This window comes from Enterobacter sp. A8 (assembly GCF_004296595.1).
GTDB lineage: Bacteria > Pseudomonadota > Gammaproteobacteria > Enterobacterales > Enterobacteriaceae > Enterobacter > Enterobacter cloacae.
Window position 1 is genome coordinate 295,562 of the sequence record NZ_SCMF01000004.1, and the last position, 17,482, is coordinate 313,043.

The window sequence follows — 17,482 nt, forward strand, 5'->3', positions numbered from 1 at the left end:
GCGCTTACCGGGCCTGCAACAATCTCAATCGTAGGCCGGGTAAGCGAAGCATCACCCGGCTTTTTTGTGAAGAAAATAAGGAGAAAAATAGCAGGGAAAAAGCAGAAATTCCCAATAAATGCGGTCACTTAGCGTTTAGGATTGCAGAGAATAACATCCCCGGTTCCCCTCACGTAATCTCCTTACATCGGCCCACGTTGGGTAAGAATCATAAGGAGTCACCGATGTCTAAACTGAAACCTGCGCTGATTGCGCTTTCACTGATGCTGGTCGCTCCCATGGCGGTACAGGCATCCGAAATCACCCTGGTTCCGGCGGTCAAACTGCAGATTGGCGATCGGGATAATAACGGCCATTACTGGGACGGCGGCCGCTGGCGCGACCATGACTGGTGGAAGGCGCATTATGAGTGGCGCGATAACCACTGGCGTCCACATGATGAGCATCGCGATCATGACGATCGTCATGACCACCGCCACGACGATCACCGACCAGGCCCGGACTGGAAGCATCACTAATACAAACCCCGCCAGCAGGCGGGGTTGTTTTTTTACTGTTCGTGACGCTTAAATACCAGTTCCCCTTTCCCTGACGCTTCCTCGTCAAAGAAATACCCCTCGCTGTTGAATCCGGTGAGCTGCTCTGGCTTCGTCAGGCGGTTTTGAATGATGTAGCGGCTCATCAGGCCACGCGCTTTTTTGGCATAGAAGCTGATGACCTTAAACTTGCCGTTTTTCTCATCAAGGAAGACCGGTTTAATAATTTCCGCATCGAGCTTCTTCGGCTTCACCGATTTGAAGTATTCATCGGAGGCGAGGTTAATCACCACGTTATCCCCCTGCGCGTGCAGGGCTGCGTTCAGCTTATCGGTGATAATGTCGCCCCAGAAATGGTACAGATCTTTGCCTTTGGCGTTTTCCAGGCGGATGCCCATCTCCAGACGATAGGGCTGCATCAGATCCAGCGGGCGCAGCACGCCGTACAGGCCTGAAAGCATACGCAGATGCTGCTGGGCAAAATCGAAATCGGCTTCGCTGAACTCTTCTGCCTGCAGGCCGGTATAGACATCGCCCTTGAAGGCCAGAAGCGCCTGGCGCGCATTCGCAGGAGTAAAGTCAGGATGCCACTCATGGAAGCGGGTCGCGTTGAGATCGGCGAGCTTATCACTGATGCTCATCAGCGAGGCGATTTGCGGCGCGGAGAGCTTACGCGCCTCGTGAATCAGCTGTTGCGAGTAGTCCAGCAGTTCAGGCTGGGTATAACGCTCGGTCGCGAGCGGGCTCTGGTAGTCGAGCGTTTTTGCAGGTGAAATCAGAATCAGCATATCCAGTCCTTGCAGGAAATTTAAGGCGACTTTAGCAAAAAATCGCCCTGAATTGATCGATAGCTGTTATTGCCGCGGCAAATCATCCCACGTGCCGGGCGCAATCTGCGACTTGATTTCGGGATAGCGCGAGGCGTCAAACACCGGCGGAACCCCCAGCTTGCGCTGGCGAAGGTAGTCCCGGGCGATGAGGGTGACTACGGGCGAGAGCAGCAAAATCGCCGTCAGGTTGGTGATCGCCATCAGCGCCATAATCACGTCCGCCAGTTGCCAGACCACCGGCATGCTGAGCAGAGAACCCACGATGACCATCAGCAACATGCCCAGGCGCAACAGGTTGAGCATGGGGCGAGAGTTGAGCTTCAGGAAAATGAGGTTGTTCTCGGCGTAAAGGTAATTGACGACCATCGAGCTGAAGGCGAACAACAGCAGAATGAGCGAAACAAATCCCGCTCCCCAGCCACCGGTAAGGTTCACCAGCGCCTGCTGAAGAAGCTGTATCCCGCCGGCTTCCGATGAGTGAGAGATCGGGCCTGCCAGCAGCAAGATCATGGCGCTGGAGGAGCAGATAATAATCGTGTCCGTGAAGACGCCAATCATTTGCACAATGCCTTGCGCGGCCGGGTGAGGGGGCCAGGAAGCGGCCGCCGCCGCGGCATTGGGGGTAGACCCCATTCCGGCTTCGTTAGAGAACATACCGCGTTGAAAACCCGCCATCAGCGCCTGGCTAAAGGTATAGCCCAGCGCACCCGAAGCCGCTTCACGCCAGCCAAAGGCGCTGCTGAAAATGGTCGCAATCACATCCGGCACCTGGTCGATATGCAACGCAGCGACCAGCAGGCTGGCCGCAACCCAGAGCAAGGCCATAATGGGAACCAGCCACTGCATCAGGCGGGCTGTACCCTTAAGACCGGTAGAGATGGTCAGCAGTATGCAGAGGGCTAACCCCGCGCCGGTGAGCCATTCCGGACAGGCGAAGGCATAGCGCAGGGCATGGGCGACAGAATTTGCCTGGACGGTGTTGAAAATCAGGCCATAAGCGACGAGTAAGAAAAGCGAGAACAGCACGCCCATCCAGCGCATCCCTAAGCCGCGCGCCATGTACCAGGCAGGGCCACCGCGAAACTGGCCATGATGATCTTTTTCTTTGTAGAGCTGGGCGAGAGAGCATTCGGCAAAGGAAGTTGCCATGCCGATAATTGCCGTCACCCACATCCAGAAAACCGCCCCCGGCCCACCGGCGCTGATAGCCAGCGCGACCCCCGCCAGGTTACCGCTGCCAAGCCGTGCCGCAAGGCTGGTGCACAGCGCCTGGAACGAGGTTAATCCACCGGGTTGTGGCGTGACGCTGTTTTTCAGACTTCTGCCAAATTTGCGGATATAACGAAACTGGATAAAACCGCTGCGTAACGTAAACCATATACCTGCTGCCAGAAGCAGGTATATCATTATCGAACCCCAGAGCACTTCGTTAATAAAGAAAAAGAAATCAGGCATTAACGTCCCTCATGTTGATGCCAGGATAAGGATGTAAGCGCTACCACATATTGGGCGTACTGTTACGTAGCTACCTCTTAATATTCCGAGTTTATCATACATTGCCTAAGCGCACTGTCTGCGGTTGCGCTACCCCTCTGTCGTGTTATCATCAGGGCAGACCGGTTACATCCCCCTAACAAGTAAACCTGTCATTTTTCCGCTGCAGGCATGCTGTCGGTAGCGTGAATTATCCAGGGCACGTTAAAAGAGAAACACTATCATGACGGATAAATTGACCTCCCTTCGTCAGTTCACCACTGTCGTAGCTGACACCGGAGATATCGCGGCAATGAAGCTGTACCAGCCGCAGGATGCCACAACTAACCCTTCTCTGATCCTTAACGCCGCGCAGATCCCTGAGTATCGCAAACTGATTGACGACGCTGTGACCTGGGCGAAAGCACAGAGCAACGACCGCGCGCAGCAGGTTGTGGATGCCACTGATAAACTGGCAGTGAACATCGGTCTGGAGATCCTTAAACTGGTTCCTGGCCGCATCTCTACCGAAGTGGATGCGCGTCTCTCCTACGACACCGAAGCGTCTATCGCGAAAGCCAAACGTCTGATCAAAATGTATAACGATGCGGGTATCAGCAATGACCGTATCCTGATCAAACTGGCTTCTACCTGGCAGGGTATCCGCGCTGCTGAACAGCTGGAAAAAGACGGTATCAACTGTAACCTGACGCTGCTGTTCTCCTTCGCGCAGGCGCGTGCATGTGCGGAAGCGGGCGTATACCTGATTTCTCCGTTCGTGGGTCGTATTCTGGACTGGTACAAAGCCAATACCGACAAGAAAGAGTACGCCGCGTCTGAAGATCCAGGCGTGATTTCCGTGACTGAAATCTACGAATACTACAAACAGCACGGTTATGAGACCGTTGTTATGGGCGCAAGCTTCCGTAACGTCGGCGAAATCATCGAACTGGCTGGCTGTGACCGCCTGACCATCGCACCAGCGCTGCTGAAAGAGCTGGCTGAGAGCGAAGGTACCATTGAGCGTAAACTGTCTTACACCGGTGAAGTGAAAGCGCGTCCAGAGCGTATCACTGAATCCGAGTTCCTGTGGCAGCACAACCAGGATCCAATGGCGGTAGACAAACTGGCTGACGGTATCCGTAAGTTTGCTATTGACCAGGAAAAACTGGAAAAAATGATCGGCGATCTGCTGTAATCATTCTGCGTGACCGGGCTCCCGGTCACGCGACTTCTTTCGTACTCTGTCTGAAATTCCCCTCTGCGTGTATCATTCCCTTTAATCAGTACTTTTTGAATGGAATGGATATGAATACCTTACGCATCGGCTTAGTGTCGATTTCTGACCGCGCCTCAAGCGGTGTTTATCAGGATAAAGGCATCCCTGCTCTTGAAGAGTGGCTGGGTAGCGCGCTGACCACCCCGTTTGAAATCCAGACCCGCCTGATCCCGGACGAACAGCCGATCATCGAGCAGACGTTGTGTGAGCTGGTGGATGAGATGAGCTGCCACCTGGTGCTGACCACCGGCGGAACCGGTCCTGCACGTCGTGATGTGACACCAGATGCTACGCTTGCTATAGCTGACCGTGAAATGCCGGGCTTCGGTGAACAGATGCGCCAGATTAGCCTGTACTTTGTTCCAACGGCGATCCTCTCCCGTCAGGTGGGGGTGATTCGCAAGCAGGCGCTGATCCTGAATCTGCCGGGCCAGCCTAAGTCGATCAAAGAGACGCTGGAAGGGTTAAAAGCGGATGACGGCAGCGTGATCGTCCATGGGATCTTTGCAAGTGTACCGTATTGTATACAGCTGCTGGACGGGCCGTATGTCGAAACCGATGACAAAGTAGTAGCAGCATTTCGTCCTAAAAGCGCACACCGCGAAACAATCTCCTGAAAATAATCATTATGTGACATTAGCTGAAGCTGCTGTGGTGTGCTAAAAGTTTTACGGTATAGTAATTTTTTCTTTACGATAGCTGTAATAATAATTCCACAACACACGCTAAATGGTTCGCTATGTCACATAACACCCGACCTCTGAATCGACAGGACTACAAAACTCTTACGCTCGCGGCCCTGGGCGGCGCGCTGGAGTTTTACGATTTCATCATCTTTGTTTTCTTTGCCGCTGTGGTGGGGGAGTTGTTCTTCCCGGCGGATATCCCGGAATGGCTGCGTCAGGTGCAAACCTTCGGTATTTTTGCTGCTGGGTATCTGGCGCGTCCTCTTGGGGGGATTGTGATGGCGCACTTTGGCGATCTTGTCGGGCGCAAAAAGATGTTTACCCTCAGTATCCTGCTGATGGCCGTGCCGACGTTGGCCATTGGTCTGCTGCCAACCTACGCCTCGATGGGCATTCTCGCCCCGTTATTGTTGCTGCTGATGCGTATTCTTCAGGGGGCGGCCATCGGCGGTGAAGTGCCGGGGGCGTGGGTGTTTGTCGCGGAGCATGTTCCGGCGCGCCGCATTGGTATCGCCTGCGGAACCTTAACCGCGGGGCTAACGGTGGGGATTTTGCTCGGTTCCGTGGTCGCGACAATTGTGAATACCAGCATGACGCAACAGGCCGTACACGACTGGGGCTGGCGTCTGCCGTTCCTGCTGGGCGGGGCGTTTGGCCTGGTGGCGATGTACCTGCGCCGTTGGCTCCAGGAAACACCGATTTTCCTCGAAATGCAGCAGCGCAAAGCGCTGGCACAAGAGTTGCCCGTTAAAGCCGTCGTGGTGCGTCATAAAAAAGCGGTGGTGGTGTCGATGCTGCTTACCTGGTTGCTCTCGGCAGGCATTGTGGTGGTGATTTTGATGTCGCCGGTCTGGCTGCAAAAGCAGTACGGCTTTGCCCCGGCGGTGACCTTACAGGCGAACAGTATCGCCACGGTTATGCTCTGCTTCGGCTGCCTGGCCGCCGGGCTGGCTGCGGATCGTTTCGGTGCCAGCGTAACCTTTATCGTTGGCAGCCTGTTACTGGCGGGCTCAAGCTGGGCGTTTTACCATCTGGCCGGGAGTCATCCTGAACAGCTGTTCCTTTTATACGGCGTGGTAGGGCTGTGCGTTGGCGTGGTGGGGGCGGTGCCTTATGTGATGGTTCGGGCCTTCCCGCCAGAAGTCCGCTTCACCGGGATCTCATTCTCATACAATGTTTCATATGCCATCTTCGGTGGACTGACGCCGATTGCGGTTACGGTATTGATGGGCGTGTCACCGCTGGCACCTGCCTGGTATGTGCTGGCGTTGTCGCTGATGGGGCTGGTGTTGGGGATTTGGCTTCGCCAGATGGGAGAATGTCGTGCCCGCGAGGCGGACACGACAGAGGGATCAGTGTTTTTCACCAATCGGTAAAATGGTGCGGTCAAACTGCTCGTTCAGCACTTCACCCATTGCCAGGTAGATAGCGCTTGCGCCGCAAACCAGACCAATCCAGCCTGCAACGTGAACGATGCCTTCGTTGTCCACCAGATGACCAATCGCCAGCAGGGCGAACAGCACGGTCAGGCTCAGGAAGACAAACTGCAGTGCGCGGTTACCCTTGAGGGTGCCAAAGAACATGAACAGGGTGAAGACACCCCACAGGCCCAGGTAAACGCCCAGGAAATGGGCGTTTGCCGCCTCTGCCAGGCCCATTTTAGGCATCAGCAGAATGGCGACCAGGGTCAGCCAGAAGGAACCGTAAGAGGTAAAGGCGGTTAAGCCGAAGGTATTGCCTTTCTTATATTCCAGCAGGCCCGCGAAGATTTGCGCGATACCGCCGTAAAAAATGCCCATCGCCAGGATAATGCCGTCCATCGGGAACATCCCGATGTTGTGCAGGTTCAGCAGAATGGTGGTCATGCCAAAACCCATCAGGCCCAGCGGAGCCGGATTAGCCAACTTAGTGTTGCCCATAAGTCCTCAAAAAATCATCATTAATATGGTGAAATGGTTAAACCCGCGACAGTACTCCCTGAAGGGGCGCGGCATCATAATGGGCGCAAACGATGCCGTCTATGATCTCGTCAGGGTGAAATTAAAATTTTTTTTATCCTTCCCCCCTTGATGGATGACGTTGCGACCCCATCTTGTAAGCAACCGCAGTGTGTGGACCTGAAAAAAATCAAATCTGGGCAGTTGAAAAAGCACGTTCTGCCCTTATTACAGGTACACAACCACATGTTGACTGAATTTTTAGTGGAGACGTTTAGATGGGTAAAATTATTGGTATCGACCTGGGTACTACCAACTCTTGTGTAGCGATTATGGATGGCACTACTGCACGTGTGCTGGAGAACGCCGAGGGCGATCGCACCACGCCTTCTATCATTGCCTATACCCAGGATGGTGAAACTCTGGTTGGTCAGCCGGCTAAACGTCAGGCAGTGACGAACCCGCAAAACACCCTGTTTGCGATTAAACGCCTGATTGGCCGCCGCTTCCAGGACGAAGAAGTTCAGCGTGACGTTTCTATCATGCCTTACAAAATCATCGCAGCAGATAACGGCGATGCATGGCTTGATGTGAAAGGCACCAAAACAGCACCACCTCAGATCTCTGCTGAAGTGCTGAAAAAAATGAAGAAAACCGCAGAAGATTACCTGGGTGAGCCGGTAACTGAAGCAGTTATCACCGTTCCTGCGTACTTCAACGATGCTCAGCGTCAGGCAACCAAAGATGCTGGCCGTATCGCAGGTCTGGAAGTAAAACGTATCATCAACGAACCAACCGCTGCTGCTCTGGCTTACGGTCTGGATAAAGAAGTTGGCAACCGTACTATCGCGGTTTACGACCTGGGTGGTGGTACCTTCGATATCTCTATTATCGAAATTGACGAAGTAGACGGCGAAAAAACCTTCGAAGTTCTGGCAACCAACGGTGATACGCACCTGGGTGGTGAAGACTTCGATACCCGTCTGATCAACTATCTCGTTGACGAATTTAAGAAAGATCAGGGCATTGACCTGCGTAACGACCCGCTGGCTATGCAGCGCCTGAAAGAAGCCGCTGAGAAAGCGAAGATCGAACTCTCTTCCGCTCAGCAGACCGACGTGAACCTGCCGTACATTACTGCAGACGCGACCGGTCCTAAGCACATGAACATCAAAGTGACCCGTGCAAAACTGGAAAGCCTGGTAGAAGACCTGGTGAACCGTTCTATCGAGCCACTGAAAGTTGCACTGCAGGATGCTGGCCTGTCCGTGTCTGATATCAACGACGTTATCCTCGTTGGTGGCCAGACCCGTATGCCAATGGTTCAGAAGAAAGTGGCTGAATTCTTTGGTAAAGAACCACGTAAAGACGTTAACCCGGATGAAGCAGTGGCAATTGGTGCTGCGGTTCAGGGCGGCGTGTTGACCGGTGATGTTAAAGACGTTCTGCTGCTGGACGTTACCCCACTGTCTCTGGGTATCGAGACCATGGGTGGCGTAATGACGGCGCTGATCAGCAAAAACACCACCATCCCAACCAAGCACAGCCAGGTGTTCTCTACCGCCGAAGATAACCAGTCTGCGGTAACCATCCATGTGCTGCAGGGTGAGCGTAAGCGTGCGTCTGATAACAAATCTCTGGGTCAGTTCAACCTGGATGGTATTAACCCGGCACCACGCGGCATGCCGCAGATCGAAGTGACCTTCGATATCGATGCTGACGGTATTCTGCACGTTTCCGCGAAAGACAAAAACAGCGGTAAAGAGCAGAAAATCACCATTAAGGCCTCTTCCGGTCTGAACGAGGAAGAGATCCAGAAAATGGTTCGTGAAGCGGAAGCCAACGCGGAATCTGACCGTAAGTTCGAAGAACTGGTTCAGACCCGTAACCAGGGTGACCATCTGCTGCACAGCACCCGTAAGCAGGTTGAAGAAGCAGGCGATAAACTGCCAGCGGAAGACAAAACTGCTATCGAAGCTGCACTGAGCGCGCTGGAAACGTCTCTGAAAGGCGAAGACAAAGCGGATATCGAAGCGAAGATGCAGGAGCTGGCACAGGCTTCTCAGAAGCTGATGGAAATCGCTCAGCAGCAGCATGCCCAGCAGCAGGCAGGCGCTGACGCTTCAGCGAACAACGCGAAAGACGACGACGTTGTCGACGCTGAGTTCGAAGAAGTTAAAGACAAAAAATAATCGCCCTGATGCAGGGTAATTAATCGGCACGGGCGTAGGAGAACTCTCCACGCCCGTGCTCGCATGTTAAGGGGCTTAAAAAAACCAATGGCAAAGCAAGACTATTACGAGATTTTAGGCGTTCCGAAAACTGCGGAAGAGCGTGAAATCAAAAAGGCGTATAAGCGCCTGGCCATGAAATTCCACCCGGATCGCAACCAGGGTGACAAAGAGGCTGAAGCTAAATTTAAAGAGATCAAAGAAGCCTACGAAGTCCTGACCGATGCACAAAAACGTGCGGCCTATGACCAGTACGGTCACGCAGCCTTTGAACAGGGCGGCATGGGTGGCGGTGGATTCGGTGGCGGCGGCTTTGGCGGCGGCGCTGATTTCAGCGATATCTTTGGCGACGTTTTCGGCGATATCTTCGGTGGTGGCCGCGGTCGTCAACGCGCAGCGCGTGGTGCGGATCTGCGCTACAACATGGAGCTGACGCTGGAAGAGGCCGTTCGCGGTGTCACCAAAGAGATCCGTATCCCGACGCTGGAAGAGTGTGACGTTTGCCATGGCAGCGGTGCGAAAGCGGGTACGCAGCCACAAACCTGTCCAACCTGTCACGGTTCCGGTCAGGTGCAGATGCGTCAGGGCTTCTTCGCCGTCCAGCAGGCGTGTCCGCACTGTCATGGTCGTGGGACGCTGATTAAAGATCCATGCACCAAATGCCACGGCCACGGTCGCGTTGAGAAAACCAAAACCCTGTCCGTTAAAATCCCGGCTGGCGTAGATACGGGTGACCGCATCCGTCTGGCAGGTGAAGGCGAAGCAGGTGAGCACGGCGCACCAGCAGGCGATCTGTACGTTCAGGTGCAGGTGAAACAGCACGCTATCTTTGAGCGTGAAGGCAACAACCTCTACTGTGAAGTCCCGATCAACTTTGCTATGGCAGCGCTCGGTGGCGAAATTGAAGTGCCTACACTGGATGGGCGCGTGAACCTGAAAATCCCAGGCGAAACGCAGACCGGTAAGCTGTTCCGCATGCGCGGTAAAGGCGTGAAATCCGTTCGCGGTGGTGCGCAGGGCGACCTGCTGTGCCGCGTGGTGGTTGAAACCCCGGTTGGCCTGAACGACAAGCAGAAACAGCTGTTAAAAGAGCTGCAGGAAAGCTTTGGCGGCCCGACGGGTGAGAAAAACAGCCCACGCTCCAAAAGCTTCTTCGATGGCGTCAAAAAATTCTTCGATGATTTGACCCGCTAAATCGTTAGCTGGTAACTATCCTTTAAAAACCCGGAAGCGATTCCGGGTTTTTTATTTCTTGTTAAAAGCTCGGTTAAACTGAGTATATATTCAATATTAATCTTTTTTTACCGATTTGTTTGCGCTGATATTATGGTTTTATCGAGGTATTGTTGTAAAAGAGAGAATTAACGTGAAATTACTACACCGTTTCTTTAGCAGTGAAGCATCCGGCGGCGTGATCCTGATTATTGCTGCTGCGGCCGCGATGCTGCTCGCCAACATGGGCATGACGCGCGATCTCTATCACGCATTTCTGGAAACGCCCGTCGAGCTTAAGGTCGGCGCGCTGGAAATTAACAAGAACATGCTGCTGTGGATCAACGATGCGCTGATGGCGGTGTTCTTCCTGCTGGTGGGGCTTGAGGTGAAACGTGAGCTGGTGATGGGCTCGTTAGCCAGCCGCCAGCGCGCAGCATTTCCGGTGATCGCCGCCATTGGCGGGATGGTCGTTCCGGCGCTGCTCTTCCTCGCGTTTGCCTGGCAGGATCCTGTCGCGCGTGACGGGTGGGCGATCCCGGCGGCAACGGATATCGCGTTTGCGCTTGGCGTTTTAGCGTTGCTCGGGAGCCGGGTTCCGGTTGCACTGAAAATCTTCCTGATGGCGCTGGCGATCATTGATGACCTGGGGGCTATCGTCATTATCGCGCTGTTCTACACCAGCGATCTGTCGATTCTGTCGCTGAGCGTGGCAGCAGGGGCGATTGCAGTCCTGGCGCTGTTGAACATTTTCAATGTCCGTCGCATTGGAATTTACATCCTTGTGGGGATGGTGCTGTGGACGGCGGTGCTGAAATCGGGTGTCCATGCCACGCTGGCCGGGGTGATCGTCGGCTTCTTTGTGCCGCTTAAGCCGCAGGAGGGTAAATCTCCGGCCAAACAACTGGAGCATGTGCTGCACCCGTGGGTCGCCTTTATGATCCTGCCGCTGTTTGCGTTTGCCAACGCGGGTGTTTCCCTGGGAGGGGTTACGCTTGAGGGGCTCACTTCCGTGCTGCCGCTGGGTATTATTGCCGGGCTGTTTTTTGGTAAACCGCTGGGGATCAGCCTGTTCTGCTGGCTGGCGCTGAAGCTTAAGCTGGCATCGTTGCCGAACGGCACAACATTTGGTCAGATTATGGCGGTCGGCGTGCTGTGCGGTATCGGATTTACCATGTCGATCTTTATCTCGACGCTGGCATTTGGTGCAAACGCGCCTGAGCTGATTATCTGGGCAAAACTCGCCATTCTTATCGGTTCATTACTGGCCGCAGTTATTGGTTATACCTTATTGAAGGTGAAGTTGTCCGGGCAGGCCGTCCAGGCATAACGGAAAACCGGGAGGAGGTCATTCTTCTCCCGATACACTCAGGGAGAGAAGACGCGATGTCTCATTTGAATTACAACCATCTTTATTACTTCTGGCATGTTTACAAACAAGGCTCGGTGGTCGGGGCGGCAGAAGCTCTTTTTCTGACGCCACAAACTATCACCGGGCAAATCAAAGCTCTGGAAGAACGCCTGCAAGGCAAGCTGTTCAAGCGTAAAGGACGTGGGATAGAGCCAAGCGAGTTGGGTGAACTGGTTTTTCGCTATGCGGACAAGATGTTTACCCTGAGCCAGGAGATGCTGGATATCGTCAACTACCGCAAAGAGTCTAATTTGCTGTTTGACGTGGGCGTGGCGGATGCCCTCTCGAAACGGCTGGTGAGCGGCGTGCTGGATGCGGCGGTGGTTGAAGACGAGCAGATCCATTTGCGCTGTTTTGAATCCACACACGAAATGCTGCTGGAGCAGTTGAGCCAGCATAAGCTGGATATGATTATCTCGGATTGCCCCATCGACTCCACGCAGCAGGAGGGGCTGTTTTCGGTCAAGATTGGTGAATGCGGGGTAAGCTTCTGGTGCATCAACCCGCCTCCGGAAAAACCGTTCCCTGCCTGTCTGGAAGAACGCCGCTTGCTGGTGCCGGGAAGGCGCTCCATGCTGGGGCGTAAGCTGCAGAACTGGTTTAACTCTCAGGGGCTGAACGTGGAGATCCTGGGTGAGTTCGATGATGCAGCACTGATGAAAGCGTTTGGTGAGGCGCACAACGCAATCTTTGTTGCGCCGACGCTGTACATGCACGATCTCTATTCAGATAACAAGATTACCGAGATTGGCAGAGTCGATAACGTCATGGAGGAGTACCACGCCATCTTCGCCGAAAGGATGATTCAACACCCGGCGGTGCAGCGTATCTGTAACCGCGACTACTCGGCGCTGTTTACCCCGCCAGCAAACTGAAGGTATAAAAAAACCCGCGTTAAGCGGGTTCTTTAAACAAGCAACAACAAGCGGCGATTAAGCCAGTTTGTTGATCTGCGCGGTCAGGTTTGCTTTATGACGCGCTGCTTTGTTTTTGTGGATCAGACCTTTAGCAGCCTGACGATCCACGATTGGTTGCATTTCGTTAAATGCGTTCTGCGCTGCAGCTTTGTCGCCAGCTTCGATTGCTGCGTATACTTTCTTGATGAAAGTACGCATCATAGAGCGACGGCTTGCGTTGTGCTTACGAGCCTTTTCAGACTGAACGGCACGTTTCTTAGCTGATTTGATATTAGCCAAGTCCAACTCCCAAATATGATCTATGTGGACAATTCAAAGGCCGAGGAATATGCCCTCTTTGCCTTCTTTTGTCAATGGATTTGTGCAAATAAGCGCCGTTAATTAGCGACGCTACGTTACGTAGTGATGGCGCAGGATTCTACCAGCTTGTCTTTCGTGAATACAGCTTTTCGGCATAAAAATCGCAGTTCCCGGACAGATTTTTTTGCTGTGAAAGGTCAGCATGATGAAATCATTACGGCTTTCTGTTTTGTGCAGACAATCGTCGGTTAACCTTAATCGCTGTACAAGGTATACTTTGGCGATTTTCACTGTTTTGAGCCAGACATGAAGCTGATACGCGGCATACATAATCTCAGCAAAGCCCCCCACGGGTGCGTGCTGACCATTGGTAATTTCGACGGCGTGCATCGTGGGCATCAGGCGCTGTTGCAGGGATTGCGTAAAGAAGGGGAGGCACGTGGCCTGCCCGTGGTAGTGATGATTTTCGAGCCGCAGCCGCTGGAACTGTTCGCGGGCGATAAATCGCCTGCCCGACTTACTCGCCTGCGCGAGAAGTTGCGCTATCTGGCACAGTCCGGTGTGGACTACGTATTGTGTGTCCGTTTTGATCGTCGTTTTGCCGCGCTGACAGCACAAAATTTCGTCGGCGACCTGTTGGTCAAGCGCCTTGGCGTGCAGTTTCTCGCCGTGGGTGATGATTTCCGCTTTGGCGCTGGTCGTCAGGGCGATTTCTTGCTATTACAGAAGGCTGGCCTGGAATATGGTTTTGACGTCACCAGCGCGATGACCTTTTGCGAAGGTGGCGTGCGCGTCAGCAGTACGGCGGTTCGCCAGGCGCTGGCCAATGATGAACTGGAAACCGCAGAGAATTTGCTGGGGCATCCGTTTACCATTTCTGGTCGTGTGGTTCATGGCGATGCGCTGGGCCGTACGATAGGTTTCCCGACGGCGAATATACCGCTGCGTCGTCAGGTCTCCCCGGTTAAAGGGGTATATGCGGTGGAAGTGGCTGGACTGGGCGAGAAACCTTTTTACGGTGTCGCCAATATTGGCACACGTCCTACGGTCGCCGGTGTGCGGCAGCAGCTAGAAGTGCATCTGCTGGACGTTGTAATGGACCTCTACGGTCGCCATATAGATGTCATACTGCGTAAAAAAATACGCAATGAGCAGCGATTTGCCTCGCTGGATGAACTAAAAGCGCAAATCGCGCGAGATGAATTAACGGCCCGCGAGTTTTTTGGGCTTTGAACCCGGCTTAAATGCCTACGTGATAAATACGGAACCGAGAATCTGATGAGTGACTATAAATCAACCCTGAATTTGCCGGAAACAGGGTTCCCGATGCGCGGCGATCTCGCCAAGCGCGAACCGGGAATGCTGGCGCGTTGGACCGATGATGACCTGTACGGCATCATCCGTGCAGCCAAGAAAGGCAAAAAAACCTTCATTCTGCATGATGGCCCTCCATATGCGAATGGCAGCATTCATATTGGTCACTCTGTAAACAAGATTCTGAAAGACATTATCGTGAAGTCCAAAGGACTCGCGGGATATGACTCGCCTTACGTTCCGGGTTGGGACTGCCACGGTCTGCCGATTGAACTGAAAGTTGAGCAGGAATTTGGTAAGCCGGGTGAGAAATTCACCGCGGCGGAATTCCGTGCGAAATGCCGTGAATACGCGGCCACTCAGGTTGACGGCCAGCGTGCAGACTTTATTCGTCTGGGCGTGCTGGGCGACTGGTCGCATCCGTACCTGACCATGGACTTCAAAACCGAAGCCAACATCATCCGTGCGCTGGGTAAAATCATCGGCAATGGCCACCTGCACAAAGGCGCGAAGCCGGTGCACTGGTGCGTGGACTGCCGTTCTGCGCTGGCAGAAGCAGAAGTTGAGTATTACGACAAAACCTCGCCTTCAATCGACGTGGCCTTCGAAGCGGTCGATCAGGATGCGATCAAAGGTAAATTCGGTCTGCCGGGCGTAAGCGGCCCGATCTCGCTGGTTATCTGGACCACCACCCCATGGACGCTGCCTGCTAACCGTGCAATCTCCCTCTCCGGTGAGTTCGAATATGCACTGGTTCAGATTGACGGTCAGGCGCTGATCCTGGCGAAAGATCTGGTGGAAAGCGTGCTGAAACGCGCGAACATCACCGACTACACCGTGCTGGGCACCGTGAAGGGCGACGCGCTGGAGCTGATGCGTTTCAAACACCCGTTCCTGGACTTCGACGTTCCGGCAATCCTGGGCGACCACGTGACGCTGGAAGCCGGTACCGGTGCAGTACATACCGCCGGTGGTCACGGTCCTGACGACTACAACATCAGCCTGAAATATGGTCTGGAAATCGCGAACCCGGTAGGGCCGGACGGATCATACCTGCCTGGTACGTATCCATCGCTGGACGGTATCAACGTCTTCAAAGCGAACGACATCATCGTGGAGATGCTGCGTGAGCGCGGCGCGCTGTTGCACGTTGAGAAAATGCAGCACAGCTACCCGTGCTGCTGGCGTCACAAGACGCCGATCATCTTCCGTGCGACCCCACAGTGGTTCGTCAGCATGGATCAGAAAGGCCTGCGCGAGCAGTCTCTGAAAGAGATCAAAGGCGTGCAGTGGATCCCGGACTGGGGCCAGGCACGTATTGAATCCATGGTGGCTAACCGTCCTGACTGGTGTATCTCCCGTCAGCGTACCTGGGGCGTGCCGATGTCGCTGTTCGTGCATAAAGAGACGCACGAACTGCACCCGAACACGCTGGAACTGATGGAAGAAGTGGCGAAGCGTGTTGAAGTTGATGGCATTCAGGCGTGGTGGGATCTCGATGCCCGCGATATCCTGGGCGCTGACGCGGACAACTACGAAAAAGTGCCAGATACCCTGGACGTGTGGTTCGACTCCGGGTCTACTCACGCCTCCGTGGTTGACGTGCGCCCTGAGTTTGCCGGTCACGCGGCTGATATGTATCTGGAAGGTTCTGACCAACACCGTGGCTGGTTCATGTCATCCCTGATGATCTCCACCGCCATGAAAGGTAAAGCTCCTTACCGTCAGGTACTGACCCACGGTTTCACCGTTGATGGTCAGGGCCGTAAGATGTCCAAATCTATCGGTAATACCGTTTCTCCGCAGGACGTGATGAACAAACTGGGCGCAGACATTCTGCGTCTGTGGGTGGCATCTACCGACTATACCGGCGAAATGGCGGTATCAGATGAGATCCTGAAACGTGCTGCTGACAGCTATCGTCGTATCCGTAACACCGCGCGCTTCCTGCTGGCGAACCTGAATGGTTTCGATCCGGCAAAAGACATGGTGAAACCGGAAGAGATGGTGGTGCTGGATCGCTGGGCGGTAGGCTGTGCGAAAGCGGCGCAGGAAGATATCGTTAAGGCATATGAGTCTTACGATTTCCATGAAGTGGTGCAGCGCCTGATGCGCTTCTGCTCCATCGAGATGGGCTCGTTCTACCTCGACATCATCAAAGATCGCCAGTACACCGCGAAAGCGGACAGCGTGGCGCGTCGTAGCTGCCAGACTGCGCTGTATCACATCGCAGAAGCACTGGTGCGCTGGATGGCGCCAATTATGTCCTTCACCGCGGATGAAATCTGGGGCTACCTGCCAGGTGAGCGTGAGAAGTATGTCTTTACCGGCGAGTGGTACGAAGGTCTGTTCGATCTCTCCAGTACCGAAGCGATGAACGATGCCTTCTGGGACGAGCTGCTGAAAGTGCGTGGCGAAGTGAACAAGGTAATCGAACAGGCGCGTGCTGACAAGAAAGTCGGTGGTTCTCTGGAAGCGGCAGTGACCCTGTACGCAGAACCTGAGCTGGCGGCCAAACTGACGGCGCTGGGCGATGAATTACGATTTGTCCTGTTGACCTCTGGTGCGAAAGTTGCGGATTATGCCGACGCTTCTGCTGATGCTCAGCAGAGCGAACTGCTTAAAGGACTGAAAGTCGCACTGAGCAAAGCCGAAGGTGAGAAGTGCCCGCGCTGCTGGCACTACACCACCGATGTCGGCCAGGTGGCGGAACACGCAGACATCTGCGGACGCTGTGTAAGCAACGTCGCCGGTGACGGCGAAAAACGTAAGTTTGCCTGATGAGTAAAACTCTCTGTTCAACAGGACTGCGCTGGCTGTGGCTGGTTGTGGTGGTGCTGATTATTGATCTGGGCAGCAAGTTCCTGATCCTCCAGAACTTTGCTCTGGGGGATACGGTTCCGCTGTTCCCGTCGCTTAATCTGCACTATGCGCGTAACTATGGCGCAGCGTTTAGCTTCCTTGCTGACAGCGGTGGCTGGCAGCGCTGGTTCTTTGCGGGTATTGCTATCGGTATCTGTGTGGTGCTGGCGGTGCTGATGTACCGTTCGAAAGCGACGCAAAAGCTGAATAACATCGCCTATGCGCTGATCATTGGCGGCGCGTTAGGTAACCTGTTCGATCGCCTGTGGCATGGCTTTGTGGTCGATATGATCGACTTCTACGTCGGCGACTGGCACTTTGCGACCTTTAACCTCGCCGATAGCGCAATTTGTATCGGTGCGGCGTTAATCGTGCTGGAAGGTTTCTTGCCGAAACCCGCCGCGAAAGAGCAGGCTTAATTGTAAATGCCGGGTGGCGCTGCGCTTACCCGGCCTACAGAATTTGTGGCCTCCCGTAGGCCCGGTAAGCGCAGC

Annotated in this window: 15 protein-coding genes and 1 pseudogene; 12 read left to right on the forward strand and 4 right to left on the reverse strand. The window is 54.2% G+C overall.

The annotated features are described in order from the left end of the window. Positions 1-224: 224 nt before the first annotated feature. Positions 225-518 (forward strand): DUF2502 domain-containing protein, encoded by a 294-nt coding sequence (locus EQV24_RS17105; RefSeq protein ID WP_038981154.1) that lies wholly within the window; start codon positions 225-227, stop codon positions 516-518. Positions 519-550: 32 nt separating this feature from the next. Here EQV24_RS17105 and yaaA read toward each other — a convergent pair whose 3' ends face one another. After that, on the reverse strand, positions 551-1,324 hold the full coding sequence (gene yaaA, locus EQV24_RS17110; RefSeq protein WP_013095513.1) for a peroxide stress protein YaaA: 774 nt from the start codon (positions 1,322-1,324) through the stop codon (positions 551-553). Positions 1,325-1,390: 66 nt separating this feature from the next. Then, the gene (locus tag EQV24_RS17115; RefSeq protein ID WP_023621215.1) at positions 1,391-2,821 is read right to left on the reverse strand and encodes a sodium:alanine symporter family protein; all 1,431 of its coding nucleotides are present in this window, start codon (positions 2,819-2,821) and stop codon (positions 1,391-1,393) included. 262 nt (positions 2,822-3,083) lie between these two features. On the opposite strand from EQV24_RS17115, the gene tal reads away from it, so the two are divergent. The 3 genes from tal to EQV24_RS17130 all read left to right on the forward strand — a co-directional run bounded on the left by tal (position 3,084) and on the right by EQV24_RS17130 (position 6,180). After that, positions 3,084-4,037 carry a transaldolase gene (gene tal, locus EQV24_RS17120; protein ID WP_013095515.1) on the forward strand — a complete coding sequence of 318 codons (954 nt, stop codon included), beginning with the start codon at positions 3,084-3,086 and terminating at the stop codon, positions 4,035-4,037. Between the two features lie 110 nt (positions 4,038-4,147). Beyond that, positions 4,148-4,735, forward strand: coding sequence for a molybdopterin adenylyltransferase (gene mog, locus EQV24_RS17125; protein WP_130626870.1), 588 nt, complete (start codon positions 4,148-4,150; stop codon positions 4,733-4,735). A 122-nt stretch (positions 4,736-4,857) separates the two neighbouring features. After that, a complete protein-coding gene (locus EQV24_RS17130; RefSeq protein WP_020688467.1) occupies positions 4,858-6,180 on the forward strand; it encodes an MFS transporter in 1,323 nt (440 codons plus the stop codon). On the opposite strand, the gene satP is transcribed toward EQV24_RS17130, so the two are convergent. Beyond that, positions 6,157-6,723 (reverse strand): acetate uptake transporter, encoded by a 567-nt coding sequence (satP, locus tag EQV24_RS17135; RefSeq protein WP_013095518.1) that lies wholly within the window; start codon positions 6,721-6,723, stop codon positions 6,157-6,159. The genes EQV24_RS17130 and satP overlap by 24 nt on opposite strands. A 296-nt stretch (positions 6,724-7,019) precedes the next feature. Between satP and dnaK the strand changes: the two genes are divergently transcribed. The 4 genes from dnaK (at position 7,020) to nhaR (ending at position 12,470) form a co-directional block, all read left to right on the forward strand. After that, entirely contained in the window at positions 7,020-8,933 is a 1,914-nt protein-coding gene (gene dnaK, locus EQV24_RS17140; RefSeq protein ID WP_013095521.1) for a molecular chaperone DnaK, read from the forward strand. Positions 8,934-9,020: 87 nt separating this feature from the next. Beyond that, a complete protein-coding gene (gene dnaJ, locus EQV24_RS17145) occupies positions 9,021-10,166 on the forward strand; it encodes a molecular chaperone DnaJ (RefSeq protein WP_014830600.1) in 1,146 nt (381 codons plus the stop codon). A gap of 172 nt (positions 10,167-10,338) precedes the next feature. Beyond that, complete coding sequence (nhaA, locus tag EQV24_RS17150) at positions 10,339-11,514, forward strand: Na+/H+ antiporter NhaA (RefSeq protein WP_130626871.1); 1,176 nt, start codon at positions 10,339-10,341, stop codon at positions 11,512-11,514. Positions 11,515-11,570: 56 nt separating this feature from the next. Next, positions 11,571-12,470: a transcriptional activator NhaR gene (gene nhaR / locus EQV24_RS17155; RefSeq protein ID WP_020688469.1), complete on the forward strand. Its 900-nt coding sequence runs from the start codon at positions 11,571-11,573 to the stop codon at positions 12,468-12,470. 57 nt (positions 12,471-12,527) lie between these two features. On the opposite strand, the gene rpsT is transcribed toward nhaR, so the two are convergent. Beyond that, positions 12,528-12,791: a 30S ribosomal protein S20 gene (rpsT, locus tag EQV24_RS17160; protein WP_003856458.1), complete on the reverse strand. Its 264-nt coding sequence runs from the start codon at positions 12,789-12,791 to the stop codon at positions 12,528-12,530. Between the two features lie 101 nt (positions 12,792-12,892). Here rpsT and EQV24_RS23860 point away from each other — a divergent pair. The 4 genes and pseudogenes from EQV24_RS23860 (at position 12,893) to lspA (ending at position 17,407) form a co-directional block, all read left to right on the forward strand. After that, positions 12,893-13,111 (forward strand): annotated as a pseudogene (locus EQV24_RS23860) (DUF2575 domain-containing protein). Between the two features lie 7 nt (positions 13,112-13,118). Continuing rightward, positions 13,119-14,045 (forward strand): bifunctional riboflavin kinase/FAD synthetase, encoded by a 927-nt coding sequence (gene ribF, locus EQV24_RS17170; RefSeq protein ID WP_129252045.1) that lies wholly within the window; start codon positions 13,119-13,121, stop codon positions 14,043-14,045. A 45-nt stretch (positions 14,046-14,090) separates the two neighbouring features. Then, entirely contained in the window at positions 14,091-16,907 is a 2,817-nt protein-coding gene (gene ileS, locus EQV24_RS17175) for an isoleucine--tRNA ligase (RefSeq protein ID WP_029882680.1), read from the forward strand. Beyond that, positions 16,907-17,407, forward strand: coding sequence for a signal peptidase II (lspA, locus tag EQV24_RS17180; protein ID WP_013095527.1), 501 nt, complete (start codon positions 16,907-16,909; stop codon positions 17,405-17,407). Before ileS ends, lspA begins: the two co-directional genes overlap by 1 nt. The last annotated feature ends 75 nt before the right edge of the window (positions 17,408-17,482 follow it).

Bases quoted from the DNA above. Each gene is read 5' to 3' on its own strand.
- mog (WP_130626870.1), top strand. From the start codon at position 4,148: ATGAATACCTTACGCATCGGCTTAGTGTCGATTTCTGACCGCGCCTCA.
- ribF (WP_129252045.1), top strand. From the start codon at position 13,119: ATGAAGCTGATACGCGGCATACATAATCTCAGCAAAGCCCCCCACGGG.
- tal (WP_013095515.1), top strand. From the start codon at position 3,084: ATGACGGATAAATTGACCTCCCTTCGTCAGTTCACCACTGTCGTAGCT.
- EQV24_RS17130 (WP_020688467.1), top strand. From the start codon at position 4,858: ATGTCACATAACACCCGACCTCTGAATCGACAGGACTACAAAACTCTT.
- lspA (WP_013095527.1), top strand. From the start codon at position 16,907: ATGAGTAAAACTCTCTGTTCAACAGGACTGCGCTGGCTGTGGCTGGTT.
- dnaK (WP_013095521.1), top strand. From the start codon at position 7,020: ATGGGTAAAATTATTGGTATCGACCTGGGTACTACCAACTCTTGTGTA.
- nhaR (WP_020688469.1), top strand. From the start codon at position 11,571: ATGTCTCATTTGAATTACAACCATCTTTATTACTTCTGGCATGTTTAC.
- yaaA (WP_013095513.1), bottom strand. From the start codon at position 1,324: ATGCTGATTCTGATTTCACCTGCAAAAACGCTCGACTACCAGAGCCCG.
- EQV24_RS17105 (WP_038981154.1), top strand. From the start codon at position 225: ATGTCTAAACTGAAACCTGCGCTGATTGCGCTTTCACTGATGCTGGTC.
- satP (WP_013095518.1), bottom strand. From the start codon at position 6,723: ATGGGCAACACTAAGTTGGCTAATCCGGCTCCGCTGGGCCTGATGGGT.
- ileS (WP_029882680.1), top strand. From the start codon at position 14,091: ATGAGTGACTATAAATCAACCCTGAATTTGCCGGAAACAGGGTTCCCG.
- EQV24_RS17115 (WP_023621215.1), bottom strand. From the start codon at position 2,821: ATGCCTGATTTCTTTTTCTTTATTAACGAAGTGCTCTGGGGTTCGATA.
- dnaJ (WP_014830600.1), top strand. From the start codon at position 9,021: ATGGCAAAGCAAGACTATTACGAGATTTTAGGCGTTCCGAAAACTGCG.